Origin of the sequence: Pseudomonas sp. B21-009, from assembly GCF_024749345.1 — a bacterium.
Taxonomy (GTDB): domain Bacteria; phylum Pseudomonadota; class Gammaproteobacteria; order Pseudomonadales; family Pseudomonadaceae; genus Aquipseudomonas.
On record NZ_CP087199.1, the window covers coordinates 1938705 to 1958875 of the forward strand.

The 20171-nt window shown below is 62.5% G+C and carries 12 protein-coding genes; 8 read left to right on the top strand and 4 right to left on the bottom strand.

Features of this window, described 5'->3' with window-relative positions:
* The first annotated feature begins 28 nt into the window (after nucleotides 1–28).
* The 4 genes from LOY34_RS08945 to LOY34_RS08960 all read left to right on the top strand — a co-directional run bounded on the left by LOY34_RS08945 (nucleotide 29) and on the right by LOY34_RS08960 (nucleotide 4454).
* Nucleotides 29–787: a class I SAM-dependent methyltransferase gene (locus LOY34_RS08945; protein ID WP_045202108.1), complete on the top strand. Its 759-nt coding sequence runs from the start codon at nucleotides 29–31 to the stop codon at nucleotides 785–787.
* A 51-nt stretch (nucleotides 788–838) separates the two neighbouring features.
* Nucleotides 839–1285, top strand: coding sequence for a ribonuclease HI (gene rnhA, locus LOY34_RS08950; protein ID WP_045202106.1), 447 nt, complete (start codon nucleotides 839–841; stop codon nucleotides 1283–1285).
* A gap of 37 nt (nucleotides 1286–1322) precedes the next feature.
* Nucleotides 1323–2120: a DNA polymerase III subunit epsilon gene (dnaQ, locus tag LOY34_RS08955; RefSeq protein WP_082075525.1), complete on the top strand. Its 798-nt coding sequence runs from the start codon at nucleotides 1323–1325 to the stop codon at nucleotides 2118–2120.
* A 78-nt stretch (nucleotides 2121–2198) separates the two neighbouring features.
* Nucleotides 2199–4454 (top strand): Orn/Lys/Arg decarboxylase N-terminal domain-containing protein, encoded by a 2256-nt coding sequence (locus LOY34_RS08960; protein ID WP_195883458.1) that lies wholly within the window; start codon nucleotides 2199–2201, stop codon nucleotides 4452–4454.
* A gap of 6 nt (nucleotides 4455–4460) precedes the next feature.
* On the opposite strand, the gene LOY34_RS08965 is transcribed toward LOY34_RS08960, so the two are convergent.
* On the bottom strand, nucleotides 4461–4679 hold the full coding sequence (locus LOY34_RS08965) for a hypothetical protein (RefSeq protein WP_038996154.1): 219 nt from the start codon (nucleotides 4677–4679) through the stop codon (nucleotides 4461–4463).
* Nucleotides 4680–4829: 150 nt separating this feature from the next.
* On the opposite strand from LOY34_RS08965, the gene LOY34_RS08970 reads away from it, so the two are divergent.
* Nucleotides 4830–5384, top strand: a complete 555-nt coding sequence (locus LOY34_RS08970; RefSeq protein WP_093385206.1) for an NADPH-dependent FMN reductase — start codon at nucleotides 4830–4832, stop codon at nucleotides 5382–5384.
* A 49-nt stretch (nucleotides 5385–5433) separates the two neighbouring features.
* On the opposite strand, the gene LOY34_RS08975 is transcribed toward LOY34_RS08970, so the two are convergent.
* The 3 genes from LOY34_RS08975 to LOY34_RS08985 form a co-directional block, all read right to left on the bottom strand.
* On the bottom strand, nucleotides 5434–11304 hold the full coding sequence (locus LOY34_RS08975; RefSeq protein WP_258664594.1) for an NEL-type E3 ubiquitin ligase domain-containing protein: 5871 nt from the start codon (nucleotides 11302–11304) through the stop codon (nucleotides 5434–5436).
* A 236-nt stretch (nucleotides 11305–11540) separates the two neighbouring features.
* Nucleotides 11541–12368 carry a phosphonoacetaldehyde hydrolase gene (gene phnX / locus LOY34_RS08980; RefSeq protein WP_045202100.1) on the bottom strand — a complete coding sequence of 276 codons (828 nt, stop codon included), beginning with the start codon at nucleotides 12366–12368 and terminating at the stop codon, nucleotides 11541–11543.
* 56 nt (nucleotides 12369–12424) lie between these two features.
* Nucleotides 12425–13531, bottom strand: coding sequence for a 2-aminoethylphosphonate--pyruvate transaminase (locus tag LOY34_RS08985; RefSeq protein WP_195883460.1), 1107 nt, complete (start codon nucleotides 13529–13531; stop codon nucleotides 12425–12427).
* 112 nt (nucleotides 13532–13643) lie between these two features.
* On the opposite strand from LOY34_RS08985, the gene LOY34_RS08990 reads away from it, so the two are divergent.
* The 3 genes from LOY34_RS08990 (at nucleotide 13644) to LOY34_RS09000 (ending at nucleotide 20039) form a co-directional block, all read left to right on the top strand.
* A complete protein-coding gene (locus LOY34_RS08990; protein WP_195883461.1) occupies nucleotides 13644–14507 on the top strand; it encodes a LysR substrate-binding domain-containing protein in 864 nt (287 codons plus the stop codon).
* A 73-nt stretch (nucleotides 14508–14580) separates the two neighbouring features.
* Nucleotides 14581–15618: an AraC family transcriptional regulator gene (locus tag LOY34_RS08995; RefSeq protein ID WP_045202212.1), complete on the top strand. Its 1038-nt coding sequence runs from the start codon at nucleotides 14581–14583 to the stop codon at nucleotides 15616–15618.
* Between the two features lie 44 nt (nucleotides 15619–15662).
* Nucleotides 15663–20039, top strand: a complete 4377-nt coding sequence (locus tag LOY34_RS09000; RefSeq protein ID WP_195883462.1) for an NEL-type E3 ubiquitin ligase domain-containing protein — start codon at nucleotides 15663–15665, stop codon at nucleotides 20037–20039.
* Nucleotides 20040–20171: the final 132 nt, after the last annotated feature.

A 20171-nucleotide genomic window follows, 5' to 3' on the forward strand; every position in this document is an offset into this window, starting at 1 on the left:
CTGTCGAGAACCTTCAAGGGAGACTGCAATGACCGATCAAGCCTTCGCCCAGGCCGATCCGCAGTGGCTGGAGCTGATCAGCCTGGCCCGCGACTGGTTCGCCGGCCCGTTGGGGCAAATGATGCTCAAAGAAGAGCAACGCCTGCTCGAAGAGGAACTGGGGCGTTACTTCGGCGGTTACCTGGTGCATTACGGCCCCTGCGCCGAAGCACCGCCCAAGGCCCCGCAGGTGCAGCGTAACGTGCGCCTCGGCGCGCCGCTGCCCGGGGTCGAGATCGTCTGTGAAGAACAGGCCTGGCCACTGAGCGAACATGCCGCCGACGTCGTGGTGCTGCAACATGGCCTGGACTTCAGCCTGTCGCCCCATGGCCTGCTGCGCGAGGCCGCCAGCAGTGTGCGCCCGGGTGGTCATTTGCTGATCGTCGGCATCAACCCCTGGAGCAGTTGGGGCGTACGCCGGGTGTTCGCCCATGATGCCTTGCGCAAGGCGCGCTGCATTTCCCCGTCGCGGGTTGGCGACTGGCTCAACCTGCTGGGTTTCGCGCTGGAGAAACGCCGCTTCGGGTGCTATCGTCCGCCGCTCGCATCCCCCGCCTGGCAACAGCGCCTGGCCGGCTGGGAGCGGATCGCCGGTGGCTGGCAGAGTGCTGGTGGCGGTGTCTACCTGCTGGTGGCGCGCAAGATGGTGGTCGGCCTGCGGCCCCTGCGCCTGGAGCGCCGCGAGCCGATGGGCAAACTGCTGCCGCTGCCGATGGCCAAGGTCAACCGGCGCCATTCCGAACCCTGAGTTCCGGGCCCCCTGGGCGCGGGGCCAAATCATTGATGAAAAAGGCTGTAAATGAGCGATAGCGTCGAAATCTTCACCGATGGTGCCTGCAAGGGCAACCCCGGCCCGGGCGGCTGGGGTGTGCTGATGGTGTGCAAGGGCGTCGAAAAGGAGCTGTGGGGCGGCGAACGCGAGACCACCAACAACCGCATGGAACTGATGGCGGCGATCAAGGGCCTGGAAGCGCTCAAGCGCGAGTGCGAAGTGCTGCTGGTCACCGACTCCCAGTACGTGATGAAAGGCATCACCGAGTGGATGGTCAACTGGAAAAAACGCGGCTGGAAAACCGCCGCCAAAGAACCGGTAAAGAACGCCGACCTCTGGCAGTTGCTCGATGAACAGGTGGGCCGGCACAAAGTGACCTGGAAATGGGTCCGCGGGCATATTGGCCATCATGGCAACGAGCGTGCCGATCAACTGGCTAACCGCGGTGTTGACGAGGTCCGTGGTCTGCGTTGACTACACCGGCCGCCACTCGCCCTTGAGCTGAGGTAGAATGGCCGGCTTTTCACCAGACTGTACGCGGCAGGAGACCATCGGCGTGGAGATTCAGAACAACAGGTCGGTCGTCCTCGACACCGAAACCACCGGTATGCCGGTGACTGACGGCCACCGGGTCATCGAGATCGGTTGTGTCGAGCTGATGGGCCGGCGCCTGACCGGGCGCCATTTCCACGTCTACCTGCAGCCGGACCGCGAGAGTGACGAGGGCGCCATTGGCGTCCACGGCATCACCGACTCCTTCCTGCTCGACAAACCGCGCTTTGCTGAAGTCGCCGATGAATTCTTCGAGTTCATTCAGGGCGCCCAGCTGATCATCCACAACGCGGCGTTCGACGTTGGCTTCATCAACAACGAATTCGCTTTGCTCGGTCAGCACGATCGCGCCGACATCTCCCAGCACTGCACCATTCTCGACACCCTGATGATGGCCCGCTCGCGTCATCCGGGGCAGCGCAACAGCCTCGATGCGTTGTGCAAACGCTATGGTGTCGACAACTCCGGCCGTGAGCTGCACGGCGCACTGCTCGACTCCGAGCTGCTGGCCGACGTCTACCTGAGCATGACCGGTGGCCAGACCAGCCTGTCGCTGGCCGGCCACGGTGCCGATGGCGAAGAGGAGGGCGACGACAACCGCGGCAGCGAAATTCGCCGCCTGCCTGCCAGTCGCCAGCCGGGGCGGATCATTCGCGCCAGCGAGCAGGAGCTCGAGCTGCACATGGCGCGTCTGGAAGCCATCGCCAAGTCCGCCGGTGGCCCGGCGCTGTGGCAGCAGTTGTCCGAAGCAAACTGAGGCAATTTGCCGCGCAGGGGCGCTGGCGACCTTCTACCCTGAGGTGACAGAGCTGTCACCCGGAGGAAGCGCCCGCCCATGTACAAGGACCTCAAGTTCCCCGTCCTCATCGTGCATCGCGACATCAAGGCCGATACGGTCGCTGGCGAGCGTGTTCGCGCAATTGCCCAGGAGCTGGCCCAGGACGGCTTCACCATCCTGCCGGCCGTCGATTACGCCGAAGGCCGCTTGGTCGCCGCCACCCATCACGGCCTGGCGTGCATGCTGATTGCTGCCGAAGGCGCTGGCGAAAACACTCACCTTTTACAGAACATGGTCGAACTGATTCGCCTGGCCCGGGTGCGTGCACCGCACCTGCCGATCTTCGCCCTGGGCGAGCAGGTGACCCTGGAGAATGCCCCTGCCGATGTCATGAGCGAGCTGAACCAGCTGCGCGGCATTCTCTACCTGTTCGAAGACACCGTGCCGTTTCTCGCCCGCCAGGTGGCGCGGGCCGCGCACAGTTATCTGGATGGCTTGCTGCCGCCCTTTTTCAAGGCGCTGGTGCAGCACACCGCGCAATCGAACTACTCATGGCACACCCCCGGCCATGGCGGTGGCGTGGCCTATCGCAAAAGCCCGGTCGGCCAGGCCTTTCACCAGTTCTTCGGCGAGAACACCCTGCGTTCGGACCTGTCGGTGTCGGTCCCTGAGCTGGGCTCGCTGCTCGATCACACCGGGCCGCTGGCGGCCGCCGAGGCGCGGGCGGCAAAGAATTTCGGTGCCGACCATACCTTTTTTGTGATCAATGGCACTTCCACCGCCAACAAGATTGTCTGGCACTCGATGGTCGGTCGAGATGACCTGGTGCTGGTCGACCGCAACTGCCACAAATCGGTGGTCCACGCGATCATCATGACCGGGGCCATCCCTTTGTACCTGTGCCCGGAGCGCAACGAGCTGGGGATCATCGGGCCGATCCCGCTGAGCGAATTCAGCCAGGCCTCGATTGCCGCCAAGATCAGCGCCAACCCCCTGGCCCGTGGCCGTCCGCCCAGGGTCAAGCTGGCGGTGGTGACCAACTCCACCTATGACGGCTTGTGCTACAACGCCGAGCTGATCAAGCAGGAACTGGGCAACAGTGTCGAGGTGTTGCATTTTGATGAGGCCTGGTATGCCTACGCGGCGTTTCATGAGTTCTTCCGCGGGCGTTACGCCATGGGCACTTCGCGCAGTGCCGACAGCCCGCTGGTGTTCAGCACTCACTCGACCCACAAGCTGCTGGCTGCCTTCAGCCAGGCGTCGATGATCCATGTGCAGGACGGCGGCGCCCGCCAGCTGGACCGCGACCGCTTCAACGAAGCCTTCATGATGCATATTTCCACCTCGCCGCAGTACAGCATCCTCGCCTCGCTGGATGTCTCTTCGGCGATGATGGAAGGCCCGGCCGGGCGCTCCTTGCTGCAGGAAATGTTCGATGAGGCGCTGAGCTTTCGCCGGGCCATGGCCAACCTGCGTGAGCACATGGCCGCTGATGACTGGTGGTTCAGCATCTGGCAGCCGCCGCTGGCGGACGGTGCACGGCGGCTCGCCACCGAAGACTGGCTGTTGCAGCCCCAGGCCGACTGGCACGGTTTCGCTGATGTCAGTGACGATTACGTGCTGCTCGACCCGATCAAGGTCACCCTGGTGATGCCCGGGCTCAGTGCCGGCGGCGCCTTGAGTGAGCACGGCATTCCGGCCGCGGTGGTCAGCAAGTTTCTCTGGGAGCGCGGCTTGGTGGTGGAAAAGACCGGGCTCTACACCTTCCTGGTGTTGTTCTCGATGGGCATCACCAAGGGTAAATGGAGCACGCTGCTGACCGAGTTGCTTGAGTTCAAGCGCAACTACGATGCCAACACCCGCCTGCTCGAATGCCTGCCCTGCGTCGCCCAGCTCGATCCAGTGCGTTACCAGGGCCTGGGCCTGCGCGACCTGTGTGACCAGTTGCACGCCTGCTACCGCAGCAATGCCACGGCCAAGCAACTCAAGCGCCTGTTCACGCGTTTGCCGGAAGTGGTGATGAAACCTGCCGATGCCTATGACCGGATGGTGCGCGGGGAGGTCGAGGCGGTGCCGATCGAGCAGTTACTCGGGCGCATCGCTGCGGTGATGCTGGTGCCCTATCCGCCGGGCATTCCGTTGATCATGCCGGGGGAGCGCTTTACCGAGGCGACCCGTTCGATCATTGACTACCTGGCCTTTGCTGCTGCCTTCGACAGCGGCTTTCCCGGTTTTGTCGCCGATGTCCATGGGTTGCAGCATGAAACCACAGCGCAGGGACGGGTCTATACCGTCGATTGCATCAAGGCCTGAGCGGGCTCAAGGAATGCGGATGATTTCCACGCCACTCTGGACCAGCTCAAAACGGTCTTCACCCAGGTGGTTGACCCGGTCACCGATTGCCAGCTTGTAGGTGGTAATGGGCAGGGATGCGGCGCTTCCGTCGGCCTGCAGGGTGGCTTCCTGGAACTCATGAACGGGATAGATGCGGCCCTCGGCGTCCCGTGCATGAAACTGTCCGACCAGTACTGCTGTCATTTACCGTACAACCTCTGAAGAAATAAGTATCTGTCAGGCATAGACCACTGTTTTGCCTGGTAAGTTTTGCCTGTATGGAAAAAAACTTCAGGGCCGTGCCGGATCATCTATACCTACAACTCCCTTTGTTCATCACATCAGGAATTTGCCATGAGCCAGGTGTATTCAGTCGCCGTCGTCGTCGGCAGCTTGCGCAAGGAATCCCTCAACCGCAAAGTCGCCCGCGCGCTGGCCGAGCTTGCGCCATCCAGCCTCAAGCTGCACATCGTCGAAATTGGCGAGCTGGCCTTGTACAACGAGGATATCGACGTCAATCCGCCGCAGGCCTACAAAACGTTTCGCGAGCAGATTCGCGGCAGTGATGCGCTGCTGTTTGTCACCCCCGAGTACAACCGCTCGGTGCCGGGAGTGTTGAAGAATGCCATCGATGTGGGCTCGCGGCCCTATGGCCAGAGCGCCTGGAGTGGCAAGCCCGGGGCGGTGATCAGTGTGTCGCCGGGGGCGGTGGGCGGCTTTGGTGCCAACCACCACCTGCGCCAGTCGCTGGTGTTCCTTGATGTGCCGTGCATGCAGCAGCCCGAAGCCTACATTGGTGGGGCAGGGACGCTGTTTGACGACAACGGCAAGCTGTCGGAGAAGACCCGGCCGTTCCTGCAGACCTTTATCGACAAGTTCGCCGTGTGGGTCGCGCGGCACCAGAACTGAGGCATTGCACCGGCCACCTTACTCAAGGCTGGCCGGTGCAAAGGCAGGTTCAACGTTGCTGTTGCCCTGCCAGGTTGGTCAGCGCCTCGATCAGGTTGCTTTCGTTGCGCTTGAACTGTTGCTCCAACGCGGTGATGCGTGCGGCAATCTGGTCGGGGTTGTCATCCGGATAGAGGTCGTACAGCTCCAGTACCTCGGCCTCGTAGGCAGACTTGAGCGCCATGAAACGATCGGCGTGGCTCTCGCGCAGGTAATCCACCCAGAAGTCCCGCCCCCTGGCGAAGTCGAGGAAAGCCTGGCCGCCTTCGCCCTGGCGCACCTGGCTCAAGGCCGCATCCAGTTCCCCGGGGCGAATGTTGGCGGCCGTTCGGTACAACATGTTGCTCGGCGGCACCGGCAGGTCCAGCTCACGGGCCCATTGCAGGCGATAGGCCAGGCGCACTTCGGCTTCGTCGCGGCTACCGGCCTGTTCGCGGGCAGCGTTGTCCAGCGCCTCCAGCCGGTACAGACGGCGGGTGAGGGCGTACAGGGAATTGCCCCGCTGTTCGGCGGCAACGCCCTGCAGCGATTGACGAATGAATACCTGGATTTCCATCTGGTTGAAGGCCAGGCGTATGCCGTCAGGGCAGGTGTCGCGCTGCCTGATCTGCTGCAAGGGTTCGGCACCCATGCCGTTGAGGACCAGGCGCAGCTCTGTGTCATTGGCGGCTACCTCGAGCACGCCCCAAACCCGTTCGGTAAGGCCATTGCGGCTACTAGCATCGCGATAGTCGGCGCTGTGTTCCAGATGGCTGATGACCCCCAGCAGGTCGCTGGCGTCTGCGCCGTCTTCGATCTGTTGCCAGATACCTCTGCGTATCGCACTGCGGTCCTCGGCACCGCTTAGCCAGACATCCGCACCGGATTCGGCTTCTTCAGGGGAAGAGGGGGAAGACTCGCTTGAATAGTGTGGTTCACGCTCCAGGGCACGGATATCGGGCGGCAAGTCCATATAGAAGTCGTAGGCGCGATTGAAACCTTCGGACAAGTGTGCGCGACGCATGCTCTCGTGGCTCAACGGGTTGCCGGTCAGGGAAATTTCAGTGTGATGTTCTTCAGTGCGTGGGTTAGCGAGAATTCGCTCGGGCAATTCGCGCAACTGGTTGGCAACCAGCGACAGGCGTTGAATCGGACCGGGCAGCAGTGTGTCCAGCCATTGCGGCCAGGTTTGCAGGCCGACATTGTTGAGGCTCAACTGCTCGATGTTGCTCAATTCAGAGGCATCGGTAATCTCGCCGATAACATTTGCGTCAAGTTGCAGCTCAGTCAGCTTTGGCACGCGTCGCAGCGTTGCCAGCGCCGACTGATCGATATTCAAGCCCAGGTCGATCAGGCTCAGGTGTTCCAGCATCCGCAGTTCCGGCAAAACTGTATTCAAGCTGCCCAGCGGGGTGACATGCCCCTCGATGTGCAAACTGTCGAGGTAGGGAAAGTCACTGAGAAACCGATGCAATTCACTGGCGTTGGTGCCCACGCGCAGAAGGTGCAGCCTGCGTAGGCGATTATAGAAAAACGGCGGCAATCGCCTGGGGAAGTCGTTCAAGGCGATTGCCTCGAGACGCAAGGTGCCAACGTGGCCAAGTGTTGGTTCGTGGCTCCACAAATCGTGCACCAAACGGCCCAGGCGGCGCCTGGAGGCAATCTGTTCATCGCCTAGCGGTGCGCCTGAGTGGGACGCTTCGGCCCACTGCACAAAGAACTCATCCAGCCGGGCACGCTCCTGGGTTATGCCATCCAGGTAGGTGCGAAGGTTCTCTGCAATGGTCAGTTCAAAGCTGAAACGCCTGCCTTCACCTTCACTCAGGCGCATGTGGATCAGGGTGCTCCGCGAAAGCTCGTTGTTCAGTAATGAAACCCGGGTGTGATGCCCGCTACCGACGGGGTTTTCCAGCACGGCGGGGGGTACCGTGGTGATCTGGTTGTCGGCCAGGGAGACTTCGGCAATTGCATTCAGGTTGGCGCTGTCGAGCCACTGTGGCCAGCCGCGAAGGCTGGTGCGGTTCAGCCCCAGGTACTGCAGGTTCAAGCCGCTGAGGTCGATGTTACCGAGTATGTTGAGGGTGTTGCCGCTCAGGTCCAGGCGTTGCAGCTGGCTGAAACCCCGGTAGAGGTTGATTTCGGCCTGGCCGATGTACAGGCGGGTATCGATCAGGCTCAGTTCGCGCAGTTGTGGGTAATGTTCCAGCACCGTCTGGCCGATAAAGGAATAGCTGGGTTGGCCAATACTCTGGCCATAGACCAAAGACCTCACCTGGGGAAAGCGCTCGAAGAACCGGCCCAGGCCGATACGCTCGTTGTCCAAGTTGATGAACGGATTGGGTAGCGCTTCGTCGTGGTTCACGTTCCACAATTCCAGGGCCCGCACGCGCTGCTGGATAAAGTCCGGCAATTGCGCTGGAAAGTCGATCAGGTAGACGTCTGCCAGTTGCAACGGGGTGGTGGCTTGACTCAGCTCGGACAGGTTGTTGGCGCGCCAGTGACGCCACAAGGCCTCGGCGATGCGTGTACGGCTGTTCATGCGCGCAGCGCTCAAGGGCGGCATTGAACTGGCGGCATCGGTCCAGTTGGAAAGGTGATTGCGCAGGCTCTGTTGCTCTTCAAGCAGTTGGTCCAGGCGCTGGTCGATGTCGGCACGGGTCCACTGCGCGTCGTAGAACATCTGCAGGATCTGCTCGGGAAAGGCGTGCTCGAATTCAAGCAGACGGATCTTGTCCAGCAGCGTCTCTTCAAGGATGAAGCCCGCCAGCCTGCCGCGTCCGCTCAACGGGAAACCAAGCCTGCCATCGGCCAGGCGCATGGGGGAGCGGGCGCCGGGCTTGAGCGCTTGCATCTTCAGCACGGCTCTCAAGCTGTGCCGGGCCAGTAGCGGTTGCGACTGTACGGCCTGTTTGAGCGCTGCGTGCTGGCTGACCTCGGCAAAGCCCAGGGCACTGCGTTGGGCGTCCGGCAGCGCGTGCAGGACTGCGGCATAAAGGTTGTCACGGCCATGCAATTGGCGTCCGTCGGCATCGTAAGTGCGGTAGGTGGTGCCATCGCTGACCAGGACCTTGCGAATGGGCGCTTCGCTGCTGCCGATGCTGTCGAGTAGCGCCCCCTGGATTGAACCCTCGCGGACCTCCAGGCGTACGTCGGTGGACCAGCCGTGCAGAGTGCCTAGGGTATGCAGCGCCAGCCGCTCGCTGTCAGAACTGCTGCCAGCGTCCAGATACAGCCCTTCATACGCACGATTCAGACGCAGCTTATGCTGGTAGGCACGGGCTTCTTCGCCAATTCGTACGGGAATGCGCGCATTGACACGCAATTGTTCAAGTTCTGCCGGGCTGGCGTGGCGCAGCAGTTCCTCGACCACCACCGTGGGCAGGCCGCTGAAGGTTTTCTGGACCTGCAGCACCGGGCCGGCGTCGGTTTTTTGCAGTGCCTGGTAGCGTTCATTGAACAGTCGGGTTTTGTGGGTTTTTGCCTGGGTCGCCAGTTGTTGCTGTAACTGGCGTTTCGCTGTGGTGAAGTTGGGCTCGCCTGAACCCAGCGGGTGTTGCAGCAGTCCTTCGAGCTCTACCTTGGTCATTTGCCGCATCAGTGCTTCGAGAACGTCATCATCACCGAGCCGCACCTGCAGGGGGCGGGGCAGCGCATTGCCACTTTGGCTGTGGTACTGCGCAAGCACCTTACCCTGCTCATCGAGCACGGTCAGCGCTTGGCCGTTCGGCCAGCCGGGCGCCTCGGCCAGTAGTTGCAGTTGCAGGGCCGGGCCGGCGTGCGGATCTCCTGCCTCCAGTAGCTGGGTGAAGCGGTCAAGCTCATGTTCCAGACGGAAGCGGTGTAGCGTGTCGCTGAACAGGGCGGGCGGGTGCAGGCCTTCGCTCAATGCGTGACGTAGTTGTGCCTGATGGGTTTCGCTGACGCGCATGATGGTGCTGGCGACTTCATCGGAGAACTCTGCGCCGGCATGTCCGAGCCGTCGGAACAGGCGGATGCCTTCCCACTCAAGCGGCTGGTCGGTAACCTGCAGCCAGGCGCCTGCCTGGTTATGGCGCAAAGGCGGCTCGTAGGCGCCCATGCGCCACGGATGTTCCAGCCGGTAGGGCGCGCTGGCAGCGGGCGGCTTGACCGCGTAGGTGCGGCCTTCGAGCACCAGCCATTGTCGGCCCTGGTAGTCGTAGAGCCCGGAGGCATTGGGTTGCAACTCGGCGGGTAGCCTGACGTCTTGGGCGAATGGCTGCAGGTCGGGTTTCCACAGGCGCGTACTGCCATCGGGCAGTTTCACGCTCTGCATCTGCCTGACCAGCTCAGGGGCTTGTACCGCAGCGCCGCCCCCTGCCGCCGAGAGGCCTCCCAGGGCGGCGATCATCGCCAGGTTTTCGACCACATCCATCAGGTAGCCCCAGGCTTGCTGGCTCTCGCCCTTGGCCAGGCTCTCGATGCCTTCATAGACTTCGTTGCACAGTTGTACGGCGGTGACGGCCAGCATCACCTCGCCGAGCACCGGCACCACGAACGCGGCGATATTGAGCACGTTGAGCGTCGTCTGGACAAAGTACAGCAGCTTGTCTTGCAGCGACTTGTGGTCCTCGGCGGCCGTGGGCACGCCGTGAAACAGGGCATCGTCCTTGAGCTGGGTGATTTTTTGCTGGTACAGCGCGTTGAGCAGGTTGCCGAAAAAGGTACCTTCGCGCAGGTGCAGGCTGGCGTTGCGGTCGAGTTTTTCTTCGTAGTAGCCCGCGGCACTGTTCCAGACCTTGGGATAGAAAGCCTGGTGCAGGCGAGCAAACAACCGCGCGCGCTGGCGTGCAGGTACAAATCGGGCAAAGAACTGCTGGTAGTCCGGCTTCAGAAAGCTGTCACGCAGGGACGCGAAAAAGTGCGCAAGCGAGGGGTACTCCCTGAGCGGGTCGTAGGGGTCATCGGGAATGTAGACCACGACCTTTTCGCTGTGCTGGCTGGCACTGCGGTCTTTACCGAAGACAACGATGGCGCTGAGTTCGACATCCCAGAGTTTGAGAAAGTTACGGGTTATCGTTACCCCGTCCAGGGTTGCCGGTTTGTTTCGAGCGATATCCAGCAATACGCCATGCATCTGCGGGCTGATGGCTTTTTTCAACCGCGCAATGTGCGTGTGCAGGAGGAACGTCGATTGCTCGAGCTGTTTGAAGTCGGCGCGCAGGTTGGCGCTGGCGGCGTCGGCAGCATCACCAGCAGCGGACTCCGGGTTGAGTACGCGGTGTATCAACTGTTGGTAGGTACCGCCCAGGTCAAGTTCGCGGCACAGGGCAGCAAACTGCTCGGGAACGATATTCAGCGGCGACTCGTCGGGGTGGCGCCCGGGCCGGTTGAGTGCCGGGTCGGAGTAATAAATGCGCGAGGCGATCGATGTCCGCCCGCGATCGTCAGTCATGGCGCCCGGCACGGCTTCCCAGGCTTCGAAGTTCTGTAGCGCACAGGCCAGCAGCGATTGGGTGGCGGCTTTGATCGCGACACCAGCCTTGACCGCTGGATCCTGCGACAACGTCAGGAAAGAGCCGTCGCTGACCACGCGCCGGGCGTGGAACAGATAACTGTTGTGCACATCGACATCCAGGCCGAATCGCTCCAGCAGCTTGGCTTTCAACAAGGGTTCGGCATAGGACTCGATGGCCGGAAGTGCGGCAAGTATCTCGTGGACCCGCTGCTCGTGGCGGCGATGGCGGATATACACCCTTTGCAGCTGTTCCAGTGTCTGCGCATCGGTATGCCGTGCATCAGCCAGCCAGGGCAATGTCTGCACGTCGATCTTGCGTAGCGCAGCATGAGTGGCGGCAGGGGCGCTGATCAGCCACGCGGGTAGCTTGCTTGAGATGGGTGTGATATCGGTTGGTCGGGTAGGGGAGCTGAGGTCAACAGACATGAATTAAAACCTTCTTCCTTGAGGTGTAGGCACTGAGCGTACGGTGGAAAGCTCAAGGGAAAAAGTTTGAATGTTGGTTGGGAAAGTCGGTGAAAAGATCGTGAATTTGCGGCAATAACGACTATATCTAACACCTTTTGTCACTTGCCCGGGGCGGCATGAGCAAACAGGCAGGTCAAGTTGGGTAACTTGTCCTGCCTGTTTAGATTGCTGGGTCAATCAGCTGTGCAACGTGCTTACACGGCCTGCGGCATTTCCCCACGAGCCAGGCGCTTGTTGATATCAGCGATCACCTCTGGCAGTTCGTTGATGGTGTCGATCAGGTAGTGCGGGCGCGAGCCTGCGAACAACGCATGAATGCGCTTGCGCTCGCTGTCGAGGGTGTCCGAGGCCAGGGCGCGGTAGCCTTCGTAGGTCAGGCCCAGGGCGTTGCCCGAGCACACCAGCGCTACCGTCCACATGCCGGCGCGCCGGCCTTCGAGGATGCCTGGCACGGTGTCGTCGACCTTGACGCAGGCAGCGACATCATCGATGCCCAGGGCAATCACGTTGGCCAGGGCCTGGGCCGGCCAGGGGCGGCCGTTCGGGGTTTCGTCGGTGGCCACCACGTGATCGGCGACGTAGCCGTTCTGCGCGGCCAGTGCCACCACCTTGTCCATCACCACTTTCGGATAGCCCGAGCACGAGCCGATCTTCAGACCGTCTTGGCGCAGCCCGGTGAGGGTGTCGAGGGCGCCGGGGATCAGCGCCGAGTGCACGGCGATCTTCTCGATCTGCAGTGGCATGAAGCGCTCATAGATGGCGGTGACGTCCGCGTCGGTCGGCGTGCGGCCGAACACCTTGCGGTAACGCTCGGCGATCAGCGGCTGGTCACACAGGGTGCGGATATGGTCCCACTTGCCCATGCCCATCGGCCCGCGGGCTTCCTCGATAGACACTTCGACGTCGAACTCGGCGAAGGCCTCGACAAAGATCTGGGTTGGGGCAAAGGAGCCAAAATCGACCACGGTGCCGGCCCAGTCGAGGATCGCGGCTTGCAATTGCGTCGGGTTGTTGTAGTTCATGTTCAGGGTTCCTTGAGCGGGTGGTTGCGCTGATCGGGTAAAAAGGCTTCGGGGTATCAGATGTCCAGCACTTCCATTTCCCGCAGCACCTGAGCCACGGCATCGACCGCGGCCTGCATGCCGTCCGGGCCGACGCAGCCGATGCAGCCGACGCGGAAGGTTTCGACCTGGGTCAACTTGCCCGGGTAGAGGATGAAACCCTTGGCCTTGACCCGCTCGTAGAAGTCCTTGAACTGGTAGCGCGGATCGTTCGGGGCATGGAAGGTGACGATGATCGGCGCCTGAATCTCGGCGGGCAGGAAGCTGCGCAAGCCAATGGCGGCCATGCCGTCGAGCAGGGTCTTGCAGTTACTGGCATAGCGCTGGTGGCGGGCGGGCAGGCCGCCTTGTTCGTTGTACTGCAGCAAGGCCTCGTGCAGCGCCGCTACCACATGAGTTGGCGGGGTGAAGCGCCACTGGCCGGTCTTGGCCATGTAGACGTGCTGGTCATGCAGGTCCATGGCCAGCGACGGCGAGTTGCCTTCGGCGGCGGCCAGCGACTGTTTGTTGGCAAAGACGAAGCCCATGCCAGGCACGCCTTCCAGGCATTTACCGGAGGCGGCGATGAGGGCATCGAATGGTACCTGGCGGGCATCGATCGGCAAGGCGCCGAACGAGCTCATAGCATCGATGATCAGGCGTTTGCCGTGGCCGGCGATAACTGCGGCAATCTCTGCCAGCGGGTTGAGAATGCCGGTGCTGGTTTCGCAGTGAATCAGTGCCACGTGGGTAATGCTGCTGTCGGCGCTCAGCAGACGGTCGACGTCAGCGGCAGTGGTCGGCTGGTCTTCGGCGGTTTCGAAGGTGCTGCAGGCGCGGCCCAGCACCTTGCAGATTTTTGCCAGGCGCTGGCCGTAGGCGCCGTTGATCAGTACCAGGACCTTGCCGTCGCGGGGCACCAGGGTGCCGATGGCCGCTTCCACGGCAAAGGTGCCGCTGCCTTGCAGGGGCACGCAATGGTGGCTGTCGGCACCGTTGACGATGGCCAGCAGTTGCTCGCAGAGGCTGGCGGTGAGCTGGTTGAAATCGCGGTCCCATGAGCCCCAGTCGACCATCATCGCTTGGCGGGTACGGGCCGAGGTGGTCAGGGGGCCAGGGGTCAGCAGGATAGGGGCGTTACTCATTCCGGTAGTCCTCGCAAGCGGTGGGCTGAATCTACGGGGCCTACGTTGCAATTCCGTGCCTTATCAATCAAATTGTTTGTTGTTATGCCAGTCATAAGTCAGGCCGATAGATATGAACCTGTTCCAGCTCCGCGCCTTCGATGCCGTGGCCCGTGAGGGCAGTTTTACCCGCGCCGCCGCCCGTCTGTTCATCAGCCAGCCGGCGGTGACCGGGCATGTCAAGGCGCTTGAGGAGCACTACCAGATCACCTTGCTGCGCCGCACGGCGCGACGTGTCGAGCTGACCGAGGAGGGCATTCGCCTGGCGGCGATCACCCGCGCGATGTTTGGCCTTGCCGAAGAAGCCCAGGCGATGCTTGAGGCCAACCGCCAGTTGCTCACCGGGCGCCTGGAAGTGGCCGCCGACGGCCCGCACCGGGTCATGCCGATGCTGGCGCAACTGCGCGCGCGGTATCCGGGGATCACCGTCAACCTGCGTCTGGGCAACGCCCAGGAAACCCTGGCGGCGCTGCTCAGCGAGCATGCCGATGTCGCGGTGATGACCGAGGTCGAGTCGCGCAAGGGCCTGCACCTGCAAAGCCTGGGCGATTCACGGATCTGCGCCTTGCTGCCGGCCGGGCATGCCTGGGCGGCCAGCGCCGAGGAATTGCCCCTTGGCGAGCTGGACCGGCAGATCATGGTACTGCGCGAACCCAGTTCGATTACCCGCCGCACCTTCGATCAGGCCTGCCGCGATGCCCAGGTGCAGCCGCGCGTGCTGCTGGAGCTCGACAGCCGCGAGGCGGTGACTGAAGCGGTGGCGGCCGAGCTGGGCATCGGTATCGTCTCGTCGGTGGAGATCAGCCATGACCCGCGGGTGGTGGCGCGGCCCATCGGCGCAGCGGGGCTGATCAACCAGCACATGATCGGCTGCCTGGAGCGACGCCGCGAACTGCGCCTGATCCAGGCGTTTCTCAGCCTGGCGTCGGCGGTATGAGGCGGGGCTGGTTTTTTCCCGGCGGGCCCCTAAGATGGCGGGCAAACACTACAGGCAAGGCGAACGACTGCTGATGGCGGAGAAAGACACCATCTCCATGCAACTGGTGCGCGAGGCGCTGCTGCAAAGCTGCGCCCCGGGCGCCGCGAGCCAGGCCCTGCTCAGTCGTGTGGGGATCGACCCCGAACAGTTGCAGCAGGCCGATGCGCGGGTGCCCGCCGGGGCCTACGCGCAGCTCTGGCGGCTGCTGGCTCGTCGTTGCCACGATGAGTTCTTCTGCATGGACCCGCGTGGCCTGCGCACGGGCAGCCTGGCCTTTGTGTGCCGCTCGTCCATGGCCCAGCCGACGTTGGGCGCCGGGCTTGAAAGCGCCCTGGCGTTTCTCGGGCTGATGCTCGAGCACCTGCAGCCGGCGCTGGTGCGCCAGCAAAGCCTGGCGGAGATCGTCATCGGCGAGCCCCGGGATGAGCCGCGCCGGGCCTTCACCTACTTCACCTTCTGGATGATTGTGCATGGCGTCGCCTGCTGGCTGGCCGGGCGGCGCATCCCGATCCTGGCCATTGAGCTGCGTTGTGCCGAGCCGCCGTTTTGCGACGATTACCGGGTGATGTTCTCGGAGAACCTGCAGTTTGACCGGCCACGCACGCGGATGATCTTTGCCGCCGATTGCCTGGACCTGCCGCTCAAGCGCACGCCTGAAGAGTTGCAGCGCTTTCTGGCCGAGGCGCCGGCCAATATTCTGGTCAAGTACCGCGATCCGTCGAGCCTGGCGCGGCGGATCAAGGAATCGCTGCGCCAGCTTCCCGCCGGTGATTGGCCGGAAACCGAGGCCCAGGCCCAGCAACTGTGCATATCGGCCTCGACCCTGCGTCGACGCCTGGCCGAGGAGGGCGCCACCTACCAGGGCCTCAAGGACAGTGTACGCAAGGAGCTGGCAATCGCCTGGCTGGCCCAGGAACAGATAAGCTTCGCCGAAATCGCCGAGCGCCTGGGGTTTGCTGACAGCAGCTCGTTCTACAAGGCCTTTCGCAAGTGGTATGGCTGCAATCCGGGCCACTATCGGGCATTGATCGGCCAGGGTGAAACGCCTCTCGCTGCCAGTGATGGTTAAGCGTTTCTAGGCTGGAGGATTGCCATTCCCCCAGGACCTTGAACGTGCCTAACCCTGCCGCCCGATCTCCAGCCACACCGGCTGCGATCACCCAGCCCGGGGTGACCGATGAATTCATCGGTCATATCCTGCCTGACTGGCTTAGAACCGCCTCCGTCGAGCAGATCAATGATTTGCGCGATGATTTCGCAAGGCTTCGGCACAGCCAGCAAGCCGTCCACGCAACCCTCGATGAACTCCAGGCGATTGATGCTTTTGCCCACCCGTTGCTGGCAGACGCACTGCACGACAAGCTCAACTACCAGGGCAATCTCGATAGCGACCAGTGGCGTGAAGTACTGCGCGACTTCAAGCCTAGCCAGGGTATCGGGCTGCCTAGTGATGATACGATTCTGCTCACCCAGCCCTTGATGCAACGCCTGCTGCAAGGTTTTGGCGCTCGCCAGACATCCGCCAGCAGCTACTATGCCGGGACAGCGATCGTCACTGCGGGCGAACTCGAGACAGTTTTGCTCGATGCGCCCGAAAAAGTGGCCAGCGTCTGCCGTGAGCTGGATGTGGGCAGGCGTTTCCAGCAGCATCTGGAGGATGTCTTCGCGCCGGCTGAGCAGGACCTGGCCGAGGAAAAGCGCCTGGCCCTGCAAGTGGCTGCGCGCCTCGCTCATTTGCGCGGGCAGATCGATGCGCTGGCCTACCAGATGCTCGAGCAAGTCGTCTCGGGCGCATCCCAGGTCAGCCATGGCGGGTTGGAAGTACGTATTTATCAACTGAGTGCGCTGAACTGCCAGGTCAGCGGTGCGGTGGTTTTCGAAGTGCGCGGCGACCCGCCGCAAGGGGCGCTGCGCTGGACCGAGGCCAGCCTGATTCGCGGGTTGTTGGTGTATTTTCCGACCGACCGGCAGCAGCCTTTGCGCAGTTACCGCTCCTGGTTTGCCTTCAACGTGGCACTGGCTGAGTCGCTCAAGGGGGCCGAGTCGTATCGCGCTTACTTCAGTGCGCTGATCGGTTTGCAGCAACGTGCCGGTTTTGCCCTGTTGCTGGCAACCAGACTCACCGACTCAAGCGTTGACCTGGACTTGGCGGGCACGCTCCTGCGTGGTGATCTGTTCACCGGTGTCTGTCAATTGCAGCTGGCACGGATCAAAGCCGATGCCCGGGTACTGGCGGTGCCGACCGCCGATGTCGACAGTGCGGCGACCCGAGCGTGGCGTTCTGATCTGGCTGCGGCCGGTTGGACGGCACTCAACCTGGTCGGCCTGTTCGTTCCCGCTGTGGGTGGGTTGTTGCTCGGGCATCTTGCACTGCAGACCTTGAGCGAGGTGTTCGAAGGGGCCGAAGACTGGCTGCGCGGGCATCGCGGCGAAGCACTCGAGCATCTGCTCGGTGTTGCCCAGACTGTGGCGGTGACGGTAGCGCTGGGGGCGGGTATCCATAGTGTCGGCAGAGCGTTCAAGCGCAGTGATTTTGTCCAGTCACTGTTACCGGTCACCCTCGAAAGCAATCAGCCGCGCTTATGGCGCCGGGATCTGCGCCTTTACCAGCTGGGGCGCATTCCCGCCGGCTCGCGCTTGACCGATAGTGGCCTGCACCTGGCCGACGGGCGCAGTTACCTGCCGCTACGCGGCGAAGTCTACGAAGTTCGTCAGCTCCCGCAGCAAGGTTCGTGGCGCCTGGTTCATCAGCAACGTGCCGACGCGTATGGGCCGGTCGTAGAGTTCAATGGCGAACGCGCCTGGCGCTTGCGTGATGAGTGGCCGCTGGCCTGGCAGGGCCAGTCGCATCTGCTCGAACGCCTGTGGCCCGCTGCCGGGCTGATGAGCGTGAGCGAGGTGCGTGCGCTGTTGCAGGTGGCGGCTATCGATGAAGATGAACTGCGCGGGTTACTGGTGGAAAACCGCCGGATGCCGATAGGCCTGCGCGACACCCTTGAGCGCTTCGCCCAGCACCAGCACGGCGTGTCGCTTTCTACACGGTACTTGCCTGACGACCCGCTGCTGGCAACGCTCCAGCGGGACTTCCCCACCTTACCCGACGCCTATGGCCTGGCCTTGCTTGCACAGGCCAGCGATGAAGCGCGCGCACTGCTGGCAGCCCAGGCGCGCGTACCCCTTGGGCTGGCGGAACAGGCGCGGATGCTGGCTCGGGTGGCACAACTGACTCGCGCCCGTGAAGGTCTATACCTTGGCTACGGCGGTTCGCTGGACAGCGCTCACCTGGTGTTCTATGCACTCCGGCGTTTGCCAGGGTGGCCGCAAGAGGTGAACCTGACGTTGCATGACCGCTTTCCCTACAGCCGTTTGCTCGACCGGCTGAAGCCCGAAGACAGCCCTGGGCTGCATAGGGTCATCGTCCACCAGCAAGGCGTTTACCAGCTCTACGGCGATCAGCCAGATGGCGCTGAGGACGTCGAGCTGAGCGGGGGATTGCTACAGGTGATTGCCGCTTCGTTGAATGATGCCCAGCGTGAAGGCCTGGGATGGCAGGGGCCGCATGCGCTTGAGCAAATGCGCGCGGACCTGATTGCCCAGCTGCCGGTCGCTACCAGCGAACTGGAAGGGGTTCTGGGCCTGGCGCCGGTCCGGCGCTGGTTCAACCCGGGACATCGCCTGGCAGATGGCCGCGTAGGGTACCTGCTGAGTGGCCGAGGGGCTGCGCAGGCGGTGGCGCAAAGCATCAGCAACCGCTTGTGTGCCTTGTTTCCCGGCCTTGATGCCGAGCAGCGCGAAGCCTTTATCGCCCGTCTGCGCGAAAGTGGCTCTTCAGTGCTACTGGCGTTGCAGCGGCTCGAGCAGGAGTATCAGGTGCTCGATCAGACGCTGAGTACCTGGGAGGCCGCAGCGCCTGCGCAAGCCAGTGGTAGCGCTACGGTGCTGTTGTCGCCACGCAATCGCGTGGCCGAAGCGCTGCGCCACTGCTGGCGTCGTCAAAGCGAGCCGATCATTGACGCGAACGGGATTCTCCAGGGTTATCGCCTGAGCATTGTTGGCCGGCATATCCCGACCTTTCCCAATCTGCCAGGCGAGATCAGCTTTGCTCATGTGGTCGATGTGGTCATGGTCGGCATGCGTATGCGCAGGTTGCCTGCGTCGTTTTTCCGGGCGTTTTCGAACACTCGCTGGCTGAACCTGAGCAACAACTTTTTTGACCAGTTGCCGTCCGGTCTTGAGCACATGTCGGCGTTGCGCACCCTCAGGCTGGAACATAACCACATCGCCCTGCAGGCCATGGATGTCGATGCACTGGCCCGGTTGAACCAACTGCGCATGCTGGTGCTGGACAACAACCCGCTGCGGCGCAACCTCAACCTGCGGCCCTTGCACCGTTTGCGCGAACTGAGCTTGCGCAACACCGGCATGCAAGCCTTGCCGCGCGGGTTGCTCAGCCGACCGTTCCTGGAGCAGGCCGACTTGCGCAACAATCTGATCGCCACCTTGCCCGAGCGCTTTTTCCATACCCCTGGGGTGATCCGTGACGCCATCTACTTGCAGGGCAATCCCCTGGCGCAGGCGACCTGGCAACGCCTTGCCGAGCTCGATGGCATGCAGTTGCCAGAAGAGGATGAGCACGAGCTGCCGGTCGATGCTCGTGCGTTTTGGCTGGCCACCCTGGATGAGCGGGTGTACGAAGTGCGTGCAGGGCAATGGGATGATCTCGCATGGTCAGAGGACAGCGCAGGTTTTCTGCGTCTGCTCGGCGAGCTGACCGGCACTGCAGACTACCGGATGAACCGCGAGGACCTGAGCCGGCGGGTCTGGGCCCTTGTCGAAGAGGCGGTAGACAGCCAGACACTGCGTTCGACCCTGTTCAAGCTGGCCTCGGCACCGAGGACCTGCGTCGACAGCGTTTCGGATTGCTTCAGTAACCTCGAAGTGGGTTACTTCTTGTGGCAAGCCGAGCAGCAGCCTGGCTCGGAAAACCAGGCCAGCCGCTTGCTTGGGGTGGCCAGGCGCTTGTTTCGCCTTGAGCGTGTCGAGCAGGTTGCCCGGGAGGATATCCATGCGCGTCAGGCCAGCGGCCTGGGCGTCGACGAGGTGGAGGTCAGCCTGGCCTATCGGGTTGGTCTGGCCGAGACCCTGGACCTGCCCGGCCAGCCACGTTACATGCAGTTTGGCGGGGTGGCGGGGGTAACCTCGCGTCAACTCGACGACGCGGCCAGGACAGTACTCACAGCTGAAGCCGGAGATGAACTGCTGGACTTCATCGCTTCCCGGGATTTCTGGGTCAATTACCTGCGTGACACTTATCCGCAATCGTTCGCGGAGGTTGAAGAGCCCTTCGTCGATCGGCTGCAGGAACTGACCGACATGGCGGGGGACGGTGAGGCAGCAGTGGATGTGCTGGCGGTCGAGCGCGCCGAGAAGGTACGGGTGTTGATTGTGGCGCTGACCAAGCCCTTGCTTGTCACAAAAGCCGAGAGTTAGTGGTCGCGTCAGGGCCAGCGGCCAAACCAGTCATCCACTTTGACAGCTTTGGCCATTGTCCCGCGCCAGCTCTGGCGCGACTATCTTCAGACCAATCGTTTTATTCCAACAATAACAAACGAGGAGTCTGGC

Coding starts and splice junctions, on each gene's coding strand:
- LOY34_RS08995 (WP_045202212.1), top strand. CDS start 14,581: ATGGCGGAGAAAGACACCATCTCCATGCAACTGGTGCGCGAGGCGCTG.
- rnhA (WP_045202106.1), top strand. CDS start 839: ATGAGCGATAGCGTCGAAATCTTCACCGATGGTGCCTGCAAGGGCAAC.
- LOY34_RS08990 (WP_195883461.1), top strand. CDS start 13,644: ATGAACCTGTTCCAGCTCCGCGCCTTCGATGCCGTGGCCCGTGAGGGC.
- LOY34_RS08960 (WP_195883458.1), top strand. CDS start 2,199: ATGTACAAGGACCTCAAGTTCCCCGTCCTCATCGTGCATCGCGACATC.
- dnaQ (WP_082075525.1), top strand. CDS start 1,323: ATGGCCGGCTTTTCACCAGACTGTACGCGGCAGGAGACCATCGGCGTG.
- LOY34_RS08985 (WP_195883460.1), bottom strand. CDS start 13,531: ATGAGTAACGCCCCTATCCTGCTGACCCCTGGCCCCCTGACCACCTCG.
- LOY34_RS08945 (WP_045202108.1), top strand. CDS start 29: ATGACCGATCAAGCCTTCGCCCAGGCCGATCCGCAGTGGCTGGAGCTG.
- phnX (WP_045202100.1), bottom strand. CDS start 12,368: ATGAACTACAACAACCCGACGCAATTGCAAGCCGCGATCCTCGACTGG.
- LOY34_RS08975 (WP_258664594.1), bottom strand. CDS start 11,304: ATGTCTGTTGACCTCAGCTCCCCTACCCGACCAACCGATATCACACCC.
- LOY34_RS08965 (WP_038996154.1), bottom strand. CDS start 4,679: ATGACAGCAGTACTGGTCGGACAGTTTCATGCACGGGACGCCGAGGGC.
- LOY34_RS08970 (WP_093385206.1), top strand. CDS start 4,830: ATGAGCCAGGTGTATTCAGTCGCCGTCGTCGTCGGCAGCTTGCGCAAG.